This is a genomic window from Stenotrophomonas sp. GQ19 (genome assembly GCF_059758695.1).
The window spans coordinates 186,829-204,117 of record NZ_JCAXES010000010.1 but is presented as its reverse complement, the minus strand read 5'-3'; the positions used below and the strand labels follow the sequence as shown (position 1 = coordinate 204,117).

The 17,289-nt window shown below is 69.8% G+C and carries 6 protein-coding genes; 4 read left to right on the top strand and 2 right to left on the bottom strand.

Annotated features, from left to right (window positions below):
• Positions 1-147: 147 nt before the first annotated feature.
• Positions 148-624, bottom strand: coding sequence for an RDD family protein (locus AC6CHL_RS17735; RefSeq protein ID WP_447591819.1), 477 nt, complete (start codon positions 622-624; stop codon positions 148-150).
• Positions 625-694: 70 nt separating this feature from the next.
• Between AC6CHL_RS17735 and xerD the strand changes: the two genes are divergently transcribed.
• Both xerD and AC6CHL_RS17725 read left to right on the top strand, forming a co-directional pair.
• The gene (gene xerD / locus AC6CHL_RS17730; RefSeq protein ID WP_137191094.1) at positions 695-1,672 is read left to right on the top strand and encodes a site-specific tyrosine recombinase XerD; all 978 of its coding nucleotides are present in this window, start codon (positions 695-697) and stop codon (positions 1,670-1,672) included.
• A gap of 105 nt (positions 1,673-1,777) precedes the next feature.
• A complete protein-coding gene (locus AC6CHL_RS17725; protein ID WP_038690571.1) occupies positions 1,778-2,578 on the top strand; it encodes a thioredoxin fold domain-containing protein in 801 nt (266 codons plus the stop codon).
• Positions 2,579-2,736: 158 nt separating this feature from the next.
• Here AC6CHL_RS17725 and AC6CHL_RS17720 read toward each other — a convergent pair whose 3' ends face one another.
• Positions 2,737-4,839, bottom strand: a complete 2,103-nt coding sequence (locus AC6CHL_RS17720) for a glycosyl hydrolase family 18 protein (protein ID WP_498295573.1) — start codon at positions 4,837-4,839, stop codon at positions 2,737-2,739.
• Positions 4,840-5,131: 292 nt separating this feature from the next.
• Between AC6CHL_RS17720 and purL the strand changes: the two genes are divergently transcribed.
• Both purL and AC6CHL_RS17710 read left to right on the top strand, forming a co-directional pair.
• Positions 5,132-9,118 (top strand): phosphoribosylformylglycinamidine synthase, encoded by a 3,987-nt coding sequence (purL, locus tag AC6CHL_RS17715; protein ID WP_498295571.1) that lies wholly within the window; start codon positions 5,132-5,134, stop codon positions 9,116-9,118.
• A gap of 451 nt (positions 9,119-9,569) precedes the next feature.
• Complete coding sequence (locus AC6CHL_RS17710) at positions 9,570-17,135, top strand: ESPR-type extended signal peptide-containing protein (RefSeq protein WP_498295570.1); 7,566 nt, start codon at positions 9,570-9,572, stop codon at positions 17,133-17,135.
• The last annotated feature ends 154 nt before the right edge of the window (positions 17,136-17,289 follow it).

The following is a 17,289-nucleotide window of genomic DNA, read 5'->3' as shown; positions in this document are numbered from 1 at the left end:
CGCTGATGCGTCCGGCGGTATCGGGAGCCGGCCAGCGGCCGGCACTACGCTGATGCGTCCGGCAGTATCGGGAGCCGGCCAGCGGCCGGCACTACGCTGATGCGTCCGGCGGTATCGGGAGCCGGCCAACGGCCGGCACTACTGCGGTCAACGCTTGGGCAGGCGTCGCATGCGTGTGCCGCTGGCGCGGTCGTGCCAGGTCAGGCGCTGGCGGTCGATCAGTGACCACCACAGGCCGAGCCCGCCGAGCAGAACCGAGACGGTGCCGACGGCGTAGCGCAGCCACAACTGTCGGCGGGTGGGGGCGGTGCCGTCGGTGCTAGTGACCTGCAGGCGCCACGGGCGCATGCCCAGGGTCTGGCCGCCACGGCGCCAGCTCAAGGTGGCGTACAGGCCGGTGACGATCCAGCAGCACAGCCAGAGCAACCATTGCAGCGCGCTGAAGGGGGCGATGTTGTCGCGCTCGGCGTGGCCGGACAGCGTGTAGCCCACGGTGAACAGCGTGCCGGCCAGCATCCACAGCGCCAGCGCGGGGAACAGGTCGTAGAGCAGCGCCAGCAGGCGCCACAGCAGCAGGCTGGCGGGGCGGTCGGTGGCGGCAGCGGGAGCGGTGGTGGTGGCCATGGGCCGAGCATACCTGCGCCATGGCGCCGGTTCGATGGCCGCCCCGTGTTCGGCTCCGTATGCTGGTCGCATGTCCGATGCCTCTACCCCCGCGCTGCGCCGCCAACTGGTGCAGCAACTGCCGCCGCTGCGCGATGCCGACAACGTGCTGATCCAGCGTTTCCTCGATGCGATCTGGGCCGAACAGGGCCTGGCGCAGGCCAGCCTGGACAGCTATCGACGTGACCTGGAGGGCGTGGCGCGCTGGCGCGATGGCGCCGCGGGCGGGTTGGCAGCGATCGACCGGGCCGGCCTGTTCGACTACCTGGCCTGGCGTGCACGGCACGGCTGGTCGCCGCGCAGCAACGCGCGCCTGCTGTCGGCGCTGCGCGCGTTTTTCGCCGATGCCCTGCGCCGCGGGCAGCGCAGCGAGGACCCCAGCGTGCTGCTGGATCCCCCGCGGTTGCCGCGGTTGCTGCCCAAGGCGCTGGCCGAAAGCCAGATCGAGGCACTGCTGGATGCGCCGGACATCGACACGCCCCTCGGCCTGCGCGACCGGGCGATGCTGGAGCTGATGTACGCCGCCGGCCTGCGCGTGAGCGAACTGGTGCAGCTGCCGGCCAATGCGGTCAACCTGCGCCAGGGCGTGCTGCGGGTGACCGGCAAGGGCAGCAAGGAACGGCTGGTGCCCTTGGGCGAGGAATCCCAACATTGGCTGGAGCGCTACTTGGCCGAATCGCGGCCGCTGCTGGCCGGCAAGCGCGCGGTCCCGGCCGGGGCCGACGGCTCGGTGCCGATGTTCCTGGAACCGTCGCTGCACCCGCTCAGCCGCCAGCAGTTCTGGGCGCTGGTGAAGAAGTACGCCGCGCTGGCCGGGATCGATCCGGTGCGGATCAGCCCGCATGGGCTGCGCCACAGCTTCGCCACCCACCTGCTCAACCACGGCGCGGACCTGCGGGCGCTGCAGATGCTGCTGGGCCACAGCTCGCTGTCCACCACCCAGATCTACACGCTGGTGGCGCGTGAGCACCTGCAGAAGCTGCACGCCCGGCATCATCCGCGCGGCTGACCTCGCGGGCGGGCCGGCGGGGCGCCCTGTTTCGCTGCGGTCCAGCTGTGCGCCGGGGCGGCTGTGCGAGAATCGCGCTTACCTTCTTTCCTGACGGACTGCTCGATGCTCCGTGTTGCCATTGCCGCCCTCTTCGGCGCGCTCAGCCTGACTGCCTGCGCGCAGCAACCGTCCGCGCCTGCCGCCAGCAAGGGCGCCAGCCCCGCCGCGGCCGCCACGCCTGCGGCACCTGCCGCCGGCAGTGCCGACGAGCGGGTGCGCAGCGCACTGCAGAAACTGGATCCCAAGTTCGCGCCGGACTACATCGGCGCCGCGCCGTTCCCGGGCTTCCGCGAAGTGCTGGTGGGCGGGCAGGTGCTGTACGTCACCGATGACGGCCGCTATCTGATGCAGTCCCAGCCCTACGACATCCAGAACAAGGCGCCGGTCAGCAGTGCCGGTCTGCTGGCATACCGGCAGAAGCTGCTGGCGAAGGTGCCGCAGGCCGAACGCATCGTGTTCGCCGCGCCCAATGCCAAGTACACCGTCAGCGTGTTCACCGATATCGAGTGTGGGTACTGCCGCAAGCTGCACCAGGACATCGCCGAGCTCAACCGCAACGGCATCACCGTGGAATACCTCGCGTTCCCGCGCATGGGCCTGGGCAGCCAGGACTACACCGACATGATTTCGGTGTGGTGCGCCGCCGATCGCAAGCAGGCGCTCACCGCGGCCAAGACCGGCAAGCCGGTGACGCCGAAGAACTGCACCAACCCGGTGGCCATGCAGTACACGCTGGGCCAGCAGATGGGCGTGAACGGCACCCCGGCGATCTTCGCCGCCGATGGCACCCAGCTGGGCGGCTACCTGCCGCCGGCACAGCTGAAGGCCGCGCTGGAGCGCACCACGGCCGGCGGCAGCCGCTGAAACCAGAACGCCCCGGCAATGCCGGGGCGTTTTTTTGGTGGGTAGAGCCGGGCTCTGCCCGGCTGCACGTCACCGTTTCAGTAGAGCCGGGCTCTGCCCGGCTGCACGTTTGCAATGACGTGGTCATCGATCAGCGGGGCAGAGCCCCGCTCTACGGGTCAGTTCAACCCGTCGCTGATGGCCTTGGTCAGGGTGCCCTGCGGGTCATCGCCGCTGAACTCCCAGAAGAACGCGCCGCCCAGTCCCTGGGCTTTCACGTAGCCCATCTTCTCGGTGACCATCGCCGGGGTATCCACGCTCCAGAAGGTGGTGCCGTTGGAGATCCACGTGGCCTTGGCAACGTTGTCGGTGTAGACCGGCCAGGTCAGGTTCTTGAGCACCTTCCAGTCTTCGATGCCGGCTTCATACGTGCCCGGCGCCGCGCCGCTGGCGCTCTTGTACAGGCCGTTGTTGCCGCTGGCCACGCCGGTCCAGCCGCGCCCGTAGTAGCCGATGCCCAGGTTCAACTTGGACGCCGGCACGCCACGGCTCAGGAACGCCTCCATCGCATCGTTGCTGTTGTAGAGCTTCTGGTCACCGATGGACGGGTCGGCCGGGGAGTCGAACAGCGCCGAGTGATGGTTGGTCTGCGGATCCCACGCACCGTGGAAGTCGTAGGTCATCACGTTGATGAAGTCCAGGTACGGGTGGTACGCCGCCGGGTCGGTAACACGGATCTTGTCGATCCCCGCGCCCACCGCCACGGTCAGCAGCAGCCCGGGCCGCACCGCATCGAGCTGGCGGCGGAACTCGGCCAGCAGCGCGGTGTAGTTGGCGTTGTCGGCCGGGGTACCGCAGCTCAGCCCGCACGCCACCGGGTATTCCCAGTCGATGTCGATGCCGTCGAACACGCCTGCCGCCGCGCCCACGCCACCGGCGCCGTCGGTCACCGGCAGGTTGCCCTTGATGTAGGCATCCACGCACGAGGCCACGAAGGCCTGGCGGTTGGCCGGCTGTGCCGCGCTGGAGAAGCCGCGCGACCAGGTCCAGCCACCCAGCGAGATCAGCACCTTCACGTTCGGGTGCTTGGCCTTGAGCTGCTTGAGCTGGTTCCAGTTGCCGCGCAGCGGCTGGTCCCAGGTATCGGCACCGCCACTGACGCTCTCGCCGGCACCGAAGGCCTTGGTGTAGTCGGCGAACGCATCCCCGCCCACGCCGGTGTTCGGGTCGGAGGCCTGGGTCACGCCCACTTCGCAGCGGTTGTTGCGCACGTTGCCGAAGGCGTAGTTGATGTGGGTCAGCTTGGCCGCCGAACCGCTGGTGTCGATGTTCTTGACCCGGTAGTTGCGCCCGTAGATGCCCCACTGGGTGAAGTAGCCGATCACCCGCTTGTTGCCGCCGCCACCGCCGCCGGCCGCGGTGGTCACACTGATGGAGCCGCTCTGCGCCGAGGCATTGCCGGCGTTGTCGCGGGCACGCACGGTGTAGGTGTAGGCGGTGCTGGCGGTGAGCCCGCCGTCGGTGTACTGGGTGGCGCTGGGCGAGCCGACCAGGCTGCCGTTGCGGTACACGTCGTAGCCGGCCACGCCGCTGCCGCCGCTGTTGTCGGTGGCTGCGCTCCAGGCCAGGTTGACCGTGGTGGCGGTTTTGGACGGCGAGGCCAGGCCGCCGGGCACGCTGGGCGGGGTGGTGTCGTTGCTGGCGGCGGTGACGGTCACGCTGACCGTGGCCGAGGACGTCACCGCGTTGTTGTTGTCGGTGGCCACCGCCTTGAAGGTGTGGCTGCCGGCCGATGCATTGGCCCAGGTCACGCTGTAGGGCGCGCTGGTGTCGATGCCCAGCGAGGTGCCGCCGCGGAAGAATTCGACCTTGCTGACGCTGCCGTCGCTGTCGGCGGCGTTGGCGCTGACGGTGATGCTGCTGCCGGCGGTGAAGCTGGCTCCGGCGCTGGGCGAGGTCAGGCTGACGGTGGGCGGCTGGTTGCTGCCGCTGCCATCGCAGGCGCCCAGGTTGGTGTAGTAGGGCGCGCCGGCCGGGTGGTCGGGCGGCGCATTCCAGATGTCCTGGTTGGCCCGGTACAGCACGCCCCCTTTCTGCAGGGTGGTACCGGCGAGGTAGATCACCGCGCCGTTCCATTCCGGCGCGCCGGTACAGTTGGCGGCCAGCGCCAGGCTCGGCGTGGCGGCCGCCGCCAGGGCCAAGGCAAGCAGCCAGCGTTTGTGGCGGGCCGCTGGCTGGGAGGATATCGATGTCACCGCACTGCGCATCATCGGGTCAGGCATGGTCTTACTCCGATCTAGTGATGGGCGCGGGCCGCCGGGTGGGGCGGCCCGCGTGCAGCAGGTCCGGGCGCCGGTGAGAGAGGCCGGCAACAGCAGTGGGGGCGGACGAGGGCCTGACCGGCAGGGGTGCCGGGCAGGCGAGGACAACGTTGTCATGCATTCGTCCGCCAATCCGTGAGCCAGCGCAAGGTTCGGCCGTGAAGACGGCGCGGCCGTGCTGACCGCCCGCCAAGCCCCGGCGGCCGACTTCGGTACAATGGTGGGCCCCGTTCCCAACCACGGTTCCCCGGACATGATGGTCCTCGAGGGCGCATCCGCCCTTTCGCCGTTCCGCCGCGAACGTCTTGAATCCCGCCTGCAGTCCCTGGCCGCCGATCTGCGCATCACCGGTGCCTGGCATGTCTACTTCATCCAGACCGAGGGCGATGCGGCCCCGGACCCGGCGATCCTGAGCCGGATCCTGGAAGCCCAGCCGGTACTGGCCGGGCAGGAAGCGGGGGCGGTATCGCGCTTCGTGGTCCCGCGCCTGGGCACCTTGTCGCCGTGGTCGAGCAAGGCCACCGAGCTGGTGCGCGGTGCCGGGCAGCCGATCCGCCGGGTGGAGCGCGGCCTGCGCATCGACCTGACCGGGTGGCCGGCCGATGCCGCCGCCCAGGCGGCGGTGATGCGCGCGCTGCACGACCCGATGACCCAGTCGGTGCTGGACCAGGCAGACCAGGCCCAGGCGCTGTTCAGCGCACCGGCCCGGGGTGAACTGGAACGCATCGCGCTGGAGGACCTGGAAGCGGCCAACCGCCGCCTCGGCCTGGCCATGGCCCAGGACGAGATCGACTACCTGCGCCAGCGCTTCGGCGAACTGGGCCGCAAGCCGTCGGACGTGGAACTGATGATGTTCGCGCAGGCCAATTCCGAGCACTGCCGCCACAAGATCTTCAACGCCAGCTGGACCATCGACGGCGCCGACCAGCCGCATTCGCTGTTCCGCATGATCAAGAACACCCACCAGCAGACCCCGCAGCACACGTTGAGCGCGTACAGCGACAACGCCGCGGTGGTTGCCGGCCTGCCTGCGTCGCGCTACCGCCCCGATCCGGCCAGTGGCCAGTACCGCAGCGAAGCGGTGGTCGATTCGGCGTTCTGCATCAAGGTGGAAACCCACAACCATCCCACCGCGATCGCCCCGTTCCCGGGCGCGTCGACCGGTGCCGGCGGTGAAATCCGCGACGAAGGCGCCACCGGCCGCGGCGGCAAGCCGAAGGCCGGCCTGACCGGCTTCTCGGTCTCGCACCTGCGCATCCCGACGCTGCCGCAGCCGTGGGAAGCGCCGCGCGCGCTGAACCCGCGCATGGCTCCGGCGCTGGACATCATGCTGGACGGCCCGCTGGGCGGCGCCGCCTTCAACAACGAGTTCGGCCGCCCCAATCTGCTGGGGTACTTCCGCAGCTTCGAGCTGCCCGAAGGGCAGGGCCTGACCCGCGCCTACGACAAGCCGATCATGCTCGCCGGCGGCCTGGGCGCCATCGACCAGAACCAGGTCGAAAAGCTGACCCTGCAGCCGGGCGATGCGGTGATCGTGCTGGGTGGCCCGGCCATGCTGATCGGGCTGGGCGGCGGTGCCGCCAGTTCGGTGGCCTCCGGTGAAAGCGCCGAAGACCTCGACTTTGCCAGCGTGCAGCGCGACAACCCGGAAATGGAGCGTCGCTGCCAGGAAGTGATCGACCGTTGCGTGGCGCTTGGCCTGGACAACCCGATCCGCTGGTTCCATGACGTGGGCGCGGGCGGTCTGTCCAACGCGATTCCCGAGCTGCTGCACGACTCCGGCGTGGGCGGTGTGATCGACCTGGGCAAGGTGCCCGCCGATGACCCGTCGTTGTCACCGATGCAGTTGTGGTGCAACGAATCGCAGGAACGCTACGTGCTGGGCGTGCCGCAGGCGCGGCTGGCCGAGTTCGCCGCGATCTGCACGCGCGAACGCTGCCCGTTCGCCGCTGTTGGCGTCGCCACCGCTGAAGAGCGGCTCGTCGTGGCCTACGGCGCCACCGTGGGCAACATCCCGGCCGATGCACCGATCGACCTGCCGATGGACGTGCTGTTCGGCAAGGCGCCGAAGATGCACCGCGACACCGCGCACCCGCCCGCACCGCGCTGGCCGGCGCTGAAGACCGCCGGGCTGGACCTGCATGAAGCGGGCCTGCGCGTGCTGGCACATCCTTCGGTCGCCTCGAAAAACTTCCTGGTCACCATCGGTGACCGCAGCGTGGGCGGGTTGACCGCACGCGAGCAGATGATCGGCCCGTGGCAGCTGCCGCTGGCCAACGTCGCCATCACCCTGGCCGGGTTCGACACCGTCGCCGGTGAAGCGATGGCCATTGGCGAACGCACCCCGCTGGCCCTGCTCGATGCCGCCGCCTCGGCCCGCATGGCCGTGGGCGAGGCGATCACCAACCTGTGCGCCGCCCCGGTGGATGCACTGGAGACGGTGAAGCTGTCGGCCAACTGGATGGCCGCCGCCGGCCACAACGGCGAAGACGCGCTGCTGTACGACGCGGTGCGTGCGGTGGGCATGGAACTGTGCCCGCAGCTGGACCTGAGCATCCCGGTCGGCAAGGACTCGCTGTCGATGCAGGCGCAGTGGCACGCCGATGGCCAGGCGCACAAGTCGGTGTCGCCGGTCTCGCTGGTGATCTCCGCATTCGCGCCGGTGGCCGATGCCAACGCGCAGCTCACCCCGCTGCTGGACCGCGACACCGACAGCGAGTTGTGGCTGATCGGCCTGGGCGCGGGCAAGCAGCGCCTGGGCGGTTCGATCCTGGCCCAGGTGCATGCCGACCACAGCGACCTGCCGGCGTTTGCCGGCGCCGTGCCGGACCTGGACGATGCGCAGCGCCTGCGCGCGTTCTTCGAACTGATCCGCGATGCGCGCCAGGCCGGCCTGCTGCTGGCCTACCACGACCGCAGCGACGGCGGTGCCTTCGCCGCGCTCTGCGAAATGGCGTTCGCCTCGCGCCTGGGCCTGGACATCACCCTGGATGCCTGGGGCGATGATCCGTTCCGCAGCCTGTTCAATGAAGAACTGGGTGCGGTGGTGCAGATCGCCAAGGAAGACCGTGCTGCGTTCGCCGATCTGGTCGAGCGGCATGCACTGACCGAATGCGCGCAGCGCATCGCGCGTCCGACCACCGCCCCGGTGGTGCGTGTCTCGCTGCAGGGCGAAAGCCTGGTCGAGTGGCGCTGGGAGGCGCTGTTCGATGCCTGGTGGTCGGTCACCCACGCCATGCAGAAGCTGCGCGACAACCCCGACAACGCCGACCAGGAGCGTGCGATCGCGCGCAACTTCAACGCGCCGGGCCTGAAGCCGAAGCTGACCTTCGATATAAATGAAGACGTGGCGGCGCCGTACATGGATGTACCAGTGTCGCGGGCGCAGGATGCGCAGGAGCGACCGCCGTACATGGATGTACCAGTGTCGCGGGCGCAGGATGCGCAGGAGCGACCCCCGTTCATCAACACCGGCGCGCGCCCGCGCGTGGCGGTGCTGCGCGAGCAGGGCGTCAACGGCCAGATTGAAATGGCCAACGTCTTCGAACGTGCCGGCTTCAGTTCGTTCGATGTGCACATGAGCGACCTGATCGAAGGCCGCGTCGCGCTGTCCGATTTCACCGGTCTGGTCGCCTGCGGTGGCTTCAGCTACGGCGACGTGCTGGGGGCTGGCCGCGGTTGGGCCACTTCGGTGCTGGAACGCAGCGCACTGCGCGATGCCTTCGCCGCGTTCTTCGCGCGTGACGACAGCTTCGCCCTGGGCGTGTGCAACGGCTGCCAGATGATGAGCCAGCTCAAGGACATCATCCCCGGTGCCGAGCACTGGCCGCAGTTCCGCCGCAACCGCAGCGAGCAGTTCGAAGCGCGTACCGCGCTGCTGGAAGTGGTGGAGTCGCCGTCGATCCTGCTGCGTGGCATGGCCGGCTCGCGCCTGCCGGTCGCGGTGGCCCATGGCGAAGGCCAGGCGGTGTTCGCCACCGCCGTGGACCAGGCCGCCGCACGCGTCTCGCTGCGCTACGTGGATGGCGATGGCAACGTGGCCACCCAGTACCCGCTCAACCCGAACGGTTCGCCGGACGGCATCACCGGCCTGACCACCAGCGACGGCCGCGTCACCATCATGATGCCGCACCCCGAGCGCACCCCGCGCGCGCTCAATCTGAGCTGGCGTCCGAGTGAGTGGCAGGGTGACTCGCCGTGGCTGCGGATGTTCCGCAACGCACGCGTATGGTGCGGCTGATACTGCGCACGTCACTGTTGTCGATGCGGTGAAAATCGCGTGAAGAAACCGCCGGCACTGCCGGCGGTTTTCTTTTATGCGGAATGGAAAATGATCGGCAGCAAGGAGTTACAGCGCGTTACAACGTGAAAACGCGTTATAGCCATTACTCACATGAAACTAACGTAATCAGCATGTTTCTCGTCGGTTTTGTGACGCAGATCGCTGTCGGAAGTTTTTCTACGTCAAAGTCTTGACGTTCCTGAAACTGTACGTTAACACTGCATCCTCATTTCGAAAGCGTTCAGTTCTGCAGTAACCGCATGGATGGCGAGTCGGCTGTACTTCTGTAGCAAGCCATTCGGCGCAACGCAGTAAATCAAGCGAGTAAACGCCCCCAGGGGACGTTGGACCACACGGTCCGGCGTTGGCGTCGCTTTGCCCAAAACCAGCCCACTCAGGAGTCGCATCGATGAATCGGATTTATCGCAAGGTCTGGAACAAAGCACTGGGGCAGATGGTTGTCGCCTCGGAATTGGCCACCAGCCAGTCTGCCGGCGTGGTCATCGACCAGCGACGATCCACCGACACGCGCGCCTCGTCGCTGCTGTCGGGTGCCATCGCGTTGACACTCGGGTTGGGCATGGCAGGGCTCGCGCCGGCGGCGTTGGCGCAGTCGGTGGAAGTGGGCGGCAATGCCAACTGCGTCGTGCTCAACAGCAAGATCCTCGACAGTTGCGTGGTGGATGGCAGCGCCAGCGCGACCGGCAGCAATGCGGTGGCCATCGGCAGCAACAGCACCGCGTCGGCCAACAACAGCGTCGCGCTCGGTGCCGGCTCCAAGGCCAACCGCGTCAACACGGTGTCGGTGGGTGACGCCGGCAAGGAGCGCCAGGTCACCAACGTGGCCGCCGGCACCGCCGCCACCGATGCGGTGAACAAGGCCCAGCTGGACAAGGTTGCAGTCGCTGCCGAAGGCGCGACCCGCTATTTCAAGGCAGACGGCGCAGGCAACAACAGCGACGCGGCCACGATCGACGGTGACGGCGCGCTTGCCGCCGGTGCCGGTGCCAACGCCGAGGGCGACGGCGCCACCGCCGTGGGGCAGGGCAGCCAGGCGCTGGCCAATGCCACCACGGCGACCGGCAGCCAGGCCATTGCGGCCGGCCTGGGCGCCAGCGCCTTCGGCCAGAACACGCTGGCCTTCGGTGACGCCAGCACGGCGGTGGGGCAGAGCGCCGCCGCTTTCGGCCTGGGCGACGTAGCGCTGGGCGCACATGCACTGGCCGCCAGCGAGAACGGTGCGGCCACCGCGATTGGCGGCCTGGCCGAAGCCAGCGCCGACGGTGCCACCGCCATTGGTGGCGGCGCATTGGCCATCGGCGCGGGCAGCACCTCGCTCGGCCGTGGCGCCGGCAGCGGCGGTGAAGCCTCGGTGGCGGTCGGCGCGTTCAGCGTGGCCGTGGCCGATTTCAGCGCTGCGCTCGGGTCCAATTCCGCGGCCGTGGCCGTGGGCAGCGTGGCGCTCGGCGCCGGCTCCTACGCCGATCGCATCGACACGGTGTCCGTGGGCAACGGCGAAACCGGCCTGCGCCGCCAGATCACCAACGTGGCCGATGGCACCGACGCCAACGATGCCGTGAACAAATCCCAGCTGGATGCCGTGGGCGAAGTGGCGGCCACCACCAGCAAGTACTTCCAGGCCACCGGCAGCGACGACAGCGATGCCGGCGCATACGCCGACGGCGACAACGCCACCGCCATCGGTGAAGCGTCCAACGCACTCGGCAACGGTGCGACCGCGCTGGGCAGCGGTGCCACGGCGGTGGCGCAGAACGCCACGGCGGTCGGCTTCAATGCCGTGGCCAACGGCCAGAACAGCGCCGCCTTCGGCAACAACGCGCAGGCCAACGGCCCGGGCAGCGTGGCGGTCGGTGGCGCGGCGGTGGATGCCGATGGCAACCCGCTGATCACCAATGGCGGCGTGCCGGTCGATACCGGTGCCACCAGCGCCGGCGTCGGCGGTACCGCGGTGGGTGCCAGTGCCGAAGCGTCGGGCTTCGCCTCGTCGTCCTACGGTGTCGGCGCGTACGCCGGCGGCGCGCAGTCGTCCGCCTTCGGCGCGGTGTCCAACGCCATCGGCGACTACTCCACCGCCGTCGGCACGCAGAGCGTGGCCACCGGCAACAGCAGCACCGCCATCGGCGGCCCCGCCGACCTGCTGCCGGGCCTGGGCTTCTTCGTGCAGACCCAGGCCAGCGGTGAAGCGGCGACCGCCGTGGGCGCCGGCGCCATCGCCAGCGGCGATTACGCCACCGCCAACGGTACCCTGACCGAAGCGTCGGGCACCGAAGCCACCGCCGTGGGCTACTTCGCCTACGCGCCGGGTGAGGGTGCAACCGCGCTGGGCGCGGAAACCTGGGCCAGCGGCGAACTCAGCACCGCGGTCGGTTTCTACGCCACCGCACGCGGCGCCAACAGCGTCGCGCTGGGCGCCAATTCCACCGCCACCCGCGCCAATACCGTCTCGGTGGGCGATGTCGGCAACGAACGCCAGATCACCCATGTGGCGGCCGGTACCGACGCCACCGATGCGGTAAACAAGGCGCAGCTGGATGGCGTGGCCCAGGTGGCCAACGTCACCGCCAGCCGCTTCAAGGCCAATGGGTCCGATGACAGCGACGTGGGCGCCTTTGCCGACGGCGACGGCGCACTCGCCGCGGGCGAAGCCAGCAATGCGCTGGGCGCCGGTGCGGCCGCACTCGGCAACGGGGCCAACGCGCTGGGCGATGACACCGTGGCCGTGGGCCGCAACGTCAGCGCCAACGGCAACGGCAGCGTCGCCATCGGCGGTCTCGGCCAGGCCTATGACGAGTTCAACCAGCCGCTGGTCGATGCCGACGGCAACGCCGTCAAGGTAGGCACCACCGCGGCCCAGGATGCGGTGGCCGTGGGTGCGGGGGCATTGGCCACCGGTACCACCAGCAACGCGTTCGGCAGCGGCGCGCAGGCCACCGGCAACAACAGCCTGGCCGCCGGTTACAAGGCGCGCGCCACCGGCGACTACAGCGTTGCGCAGGGCGACAACGCCTTCGCCAGCGGCGAGGAAACCACTGCCACCGGCGCCTATGCATGGGCCACCGAAGACGGTGCCACCGCGTTCGGCGCCAGCGCCTGGGCCACCGCGGCCAACGGCACCGCGGTGGGTCAGTCGGCGTGGGCCAGCGGCACCGGTTCCACCTCGATCGGCTACAACAGCTGGGCCCGCGGCAGCAGCGCCACTGCGCTGGGCCGGGGGGCGTTCGGCTACGGCGACAACAGCGTCGCGGTCGGCTTCCAGGCGCTGGGCAACAGCATCAACACCATCGCCATCGGCACCAACGTGGTGGCCGGCGGTGAAAGCGCGATCGGCATCGGCGCCGGCAGCAACGCCAGCGCGTCCAATGCGGTGGCACTCGGCGCCGGTTCGGTCGCCGACCGTGCCTACACCGTGTCGGTGGGCAGCAGCACCCGCCAGCGCCAGGTCACCAACGTCGCCGCCGGTACCCAGGGCACCGATGCGGTGAACCTGGACCAGCTCACCGACGCCACCGCGCAGTTCCAGGCCAGCGGTGACGGCGTGGCCGTGGCCGGTGGCGAGGAAAGCGTGGCCGCCGGTTCCAACGCGGCCACCGATGGCGATTACGCCACCGCCGTGGGCTCGGCCAGCTTCGCTGCCGGCAGCGGCGCCACCGCGCTGGGCAGCGGCGCGTTCGCACTGGCCGACAACGCCAGTGCGGTGGGCTTCAATGCGCTGGCCAGCGGTGCCAACGCGATCGCCGTGGGCGCCAATGCGCAGGCCAGCGGCGAATACGCCACCGCCACCGGCGCCGAAAGCGAGGCCTCCGGCGAGCAGAGCACCGCCACCGGTGCGGCCAGCGTCGCATCCGGTGCGGGCAGCTTTGCCGGCGGTGCGTTGTCCGACGCGGCCGGCGAAGAGTCGGTGGCGCTGGGCTACTACAGCAGCGCCAGCGGCCAGGGTGCGACCGCCGTGGGCTCCGAAAGCGTGGTCAGCGGCACCTTGTCGGCTGGCTACGGCTTCGGTTCTGAAGCCACCGCCGGCTACACCACCGCCATCGGCGGCCTGGCCGTGGCCAGCGCCTTCAACGCCACCGCACTGGGCAGTTTCGCCCAGGCCACCGGGTCCAACAGCGTGGCCGTCGGCGGCGATGCCGAAGCCTCCGGGGCGTACAGCACCGCCACCGGCCAGGGCAGCCTGGCCACCGGCACCAACAGCGTGGCCGTGGGTGGTTCGCTGTTCGGCCTGCTGGCCACCGAAGCCTCGGGCAACTACTCCACCGCCGTGGGCGGCGGGGCGTGGTCGCCGGGCGTGAACAGCACCGCGCTCGGCAACGCCGCCACCTCCAGTGGTGAAAACAGCGTGGCCCTCGGTGCCGATTCCATCGCCGACCGCGACGACAGCGTGTCGGTGGGCAGTGCCGATGCGCAGCGCCAGATCACCAACGTCGCCGCCGGTACCGAAGGCACCGACGCGGTCAACCTCAACCAGTTGAACGCGGTGGCCGCCGCGGGCGAAGCCACCAGCAAGTACTTCCAGGCCAGTGGCAGCGACAACAGCGATGCCGGTGCCTACGTGGAAGGCGACGACGCCCTGGCCGCCGGTGAAGCCGCCAATGCGATCGGCGACGGTGCCACCGCACTGGGTGCCGGCGCCAATGCGCTGGCCGCCAGCAGCACGGCGGTGGGCACCAACGCACTGGCCAGCGCCGATGGCGCTGCGGCAGTGGGCAGCAATGCGCAGGCCACGGGCGAGAACAGCGTGGCGCTGGGCAGCAACGCCAGCGCCAGCGAGATCGGTGCCAGCGCGGTCGGTGGCGGTGCCATCGCCAGCGGCGCCTATGCCACCGCCAACGGCTTCGAGTCGTCGGCCAGTGGCCAGCAGGCCACCGCGACCGGCTTCCGCAGCACCGCCTCGGATGCGGGCGCCTCGGCGTTCGGCAGCTACAGCGAAGCCACCGGGCGCCTGTCCAACGCATTGGGCTACGGCGCGATCGCATCCAACGCCCTGGCTACCGCCGTCGGTACGTCGGCCACGGCCTCCGGTGCCAGTTCGGTGGCGCTGGGTGAATCCAGCGAAGCGACCGGCGATGAAAGCGTGGCCATCGGTGGCTCGACCTTCTTCGGCCTGCTGCCGGCCCGTGCCAGCGGCACCGGTGCGGCGGCGTTCGGTGCCGGTGCATGGGCAACCGACGACTACGCCACCGCGATCGGCTGGAACTCGTGGGCCGATGCGGCCAACAGCACCGCATTGGGTGCCAACGCCATCGCCGAAGGCGTCAACAGCGTCGCGCTGGGCGCCGGTTCGTCGGCCGAACGTGACAACACGGTCTCGGTGGGTACGGCCACTGCGCAGCGCCAGATCACCAACGTGGCCGACGGTACCGAAGGCACCGATGCGGTCAACGTCAACCAGTTGAGCGCCGTGGCCGAGGTTGCCGAGCAGACCAACCGCCAGTTCAAGGCATCCGGCAGCGGCAACGGCGATGACGTGGGTGCCTATGTCGATGGCGCCTACGCCACCGCCGCCGGTGAAGCCGCCAACGCGTTCGGCACCGGGGCATCGGCCTATGGCAGCGGCGCGCTGGCCTCCGGTCGCAATGCGTCGGCGTCCGGTTTCAACGCCTCGGCCACCGCCGATTCGGCCACCGCCATCGGTGGCGCGCTGTACTACGAAGATGCCAACGGCAACGTGATCCTGGACAAGGCCACCAGCGCCAGCGGTACCGGCGCCACCGCGCTCGGTGCCGGTGCGCAGGCCACCGGGGTGTTCAGCACCGCCAGCGGCGCCGGCGCCACCTCGGCCGGGCTGCAGTCGGCGGCGTTCGGCTACAGCGCCGAAGCGGGCAGCGACTACAGCACCGCAGTGGGCGCGTTCAGCGCGGCGAGCGGGGTGCGGACCACCGCGCTCGGCTACGGCGCCGAAGCCAGCGGCGACTACGCTTCCGCACTGGGTTGGGGCAGCACCGCATCCGGTGCCTACGCCAACGCCATCGGCTATGCCTCGCAGGCCAGCGGCGCCAACAGCGTGGCCGCCGGTTCCAATGCCTGGGCCACCGCGGCGCAGACCACCGCTGTCGGCCAGCTGGCGTGGGCCACCTCGGTCGGCTCCACCGCGATCGGTCAGGACAGCTACGCCTACAGCGGCCTCAATGCCACGGCAGTGGGCAAGAGTTCCTCGGCCAGTGGCGCCGGCAGCGTCGCGCTGGGCGCCGGTGCACGCACCAGCGAAGCCAACGTGGTCTCGGTCGGTGGCGGTAACGGCACCACCGGTCCGGCCACGCGCCGCATCACCAACGTCGGTGCGGCAGTGAACGCCAACGACGCGGTGAACAAGGCGCAGCTGGACAGCGTGGCGGCCACCGCCGATGCGGTCGGCAAGCACTTCCAGGCCAGCGGCACCGGCGTGGCCACCGCCAGCGGCAGCGATGCGCTCGCCGCCGGGTCGGGCGCTGCCGCCAGCGGCAACCGCAGCAGCGCTCTGGGCGCGGCATCGGTGGCCTCGGCCACGGGTGCCACGGCCATCGGCGCCGATGCATCGGCACGGGGTGACAACAGCACCGTGATCGGCCGCTCGGCCTCCACCAACGCCACCAACGGCGTGGCCATCGGCAACGGCGCCTTCGCCAGCAACGGCGCCGGCAGCATCGCCATCGGCGCGGGGGCCGGCGTGTCCGGCGCCGGTTCGGTGGCACTGGGTGCAGGCGCACGTGCGGTCGAAGCCAACGTGGTGTCGGTGGGCGGTGGCAACGGCACCGATGGTCCGGCCACGCGCCGCATCGTCAACGTCGCGGCCGGCCGCATCGCTGCCGGCAGCACCGATGCGGTGACCGGCGGCCAGCTCAACACCACCAACCAGCGCGTGGGCGCGGTGGAAACCCGTGTGGGTGACATCGACGAGCGTATCGGCTCGGTGGAAACCGTCACCGCCAATGCGCTCAGCTACGACGACGCCAGCCGCGACAAGGTCACCTTGTCCGGTGTGCAGGGCACGGTGCTGGACAACGTGGGCAGCGGGTCCATCGCTTCCGGCAGCCGCCAGGCCATCAACGGTGGCCAGCTGTTCCAGTCGCTGTCCGATGCCGCCAGCTTCCTCGGCGGTGGTGCCAGCGTGGGCATGCAGGGTGTGTTCGTGGCCCCCAACTATGTGATCCAGGGAACCACGTACAACAACGTGGGTGACGCGTTGGGTGCACTGGACCGCAAGGTCAGCGACCTCGACCAGCGCGTGGCCGGTTCGTCCAACGCGCGCGCACGCAGCGCAGCGGCACCGTCGGCCAATGTGGCCAGTGCGTCGCTGGCCACGGCCGACGAGCGCGTGGCCACTGCCAGCGTGCAGGGCACCCCCACGGCCGCCAGTGCGGGCGGTGCGCAGGTGGCCAACGCACCGGTCGCCGCCGCACCCACCGCCGTCAACGCGGTTGCCATGGGCGATGGCGCTGTCGCCAGCGGGGCCTCGGCCACCGCGATCGGCCAGGGCGCCACCGCAACAGCGGCCAACTCGGTCGCGCTGGGCCAGGGCTCGGTTGCCGATCGTGCCGATACGGTGTCAGTGGGCAGCGTGGGTAACGAACGCCAGGTGGCCAACGTTGCCGCCGGCACGCAGGCCACCGATGCGGTCAACAAGGGCCAGCTGGACGGCGGCATCGCAACGGCCAACAGCTACACCGACCAGCGCTTCGGCGCGATGGCCGACAGCTTCGACATCTACAAGGGAGAAATCGACCAGCGTCTGCGCCACCAGGACCGTCGCATCGATCGCCAGGGTGCGATGAGCGCGGCGATGCTCAACATGGCCACCAGCGCCGCCGGCGTGCGCACCCAGAACCGGGTGGGCGTGGGCGTGGGCTACCAGGGTGGGGAGTCGGCGTTGTCGCTGGGCTACCAACGTGCGCTCAGCGAGCGTGCCACGGTGACCATCGGCGGTGCCTTCAGCAGCGATGACAGCTCGGTGGGCGTGGGTGCCGGCTTCGGCTGGTAAGCAGACGTGGCAAGGCGTGGCCTGGTAGGGGCCACGCTGCAAGCAATGCAAGGCCTGAGGGGGCGGGTCACGGGAACCCTGGCCAGGGCCGGCCAGGGAACTCGCATGGAATGTTGGCCTGAACAGTCGTTTGATCATGACCTTGAAGAGGATT

Bases quoted from the DNA above. Each gene is read 5' to 3' on its own strand.
- AC6CHL_RS17735 (WP_447591819.1), bottom strand. From the start codon at position 624: ATGGCCACCACCACCGCTCCCGCTGCCGCCACCGACCGCCCCGCCAGC.
- xerD (WP_137191094.1), top strand. From the start codon at position 695: ATGTCCGATGCCTCTACCCCCGCGCTGCGCCGCCAACTGGTGCAGCAA.
- AC6CHL_RS17725 (WP_038690571.1), top strand. From the start codon at position 1,778: ATGCTCCGTGTTGCCATTGCCGCCCTCTTCGGCGCGCTCAGCCTGACT.
- AC6CHL_RS17720 (WP_498295573.1), bottom strand. From the start codon at position 4,839: ATGCCTGACCCGATGATGCGCAGTGCGGTGACATCGATATCCTCCCAG.
- purL (WP_498295571.1), top strand. From the start codon at position 5,132: ATGATGGTCCTCGAGGGCGCATCCGCCCTTTCGCCGTTCCGCCGCGAA.
- AC6CHL_RS17710 (WP_498295570.1), top strand. From the start codon at position 9,570: ATGAATCGGATTTATCGCAAGGTCTGGAACAAAGCACTGGGGCAGATG.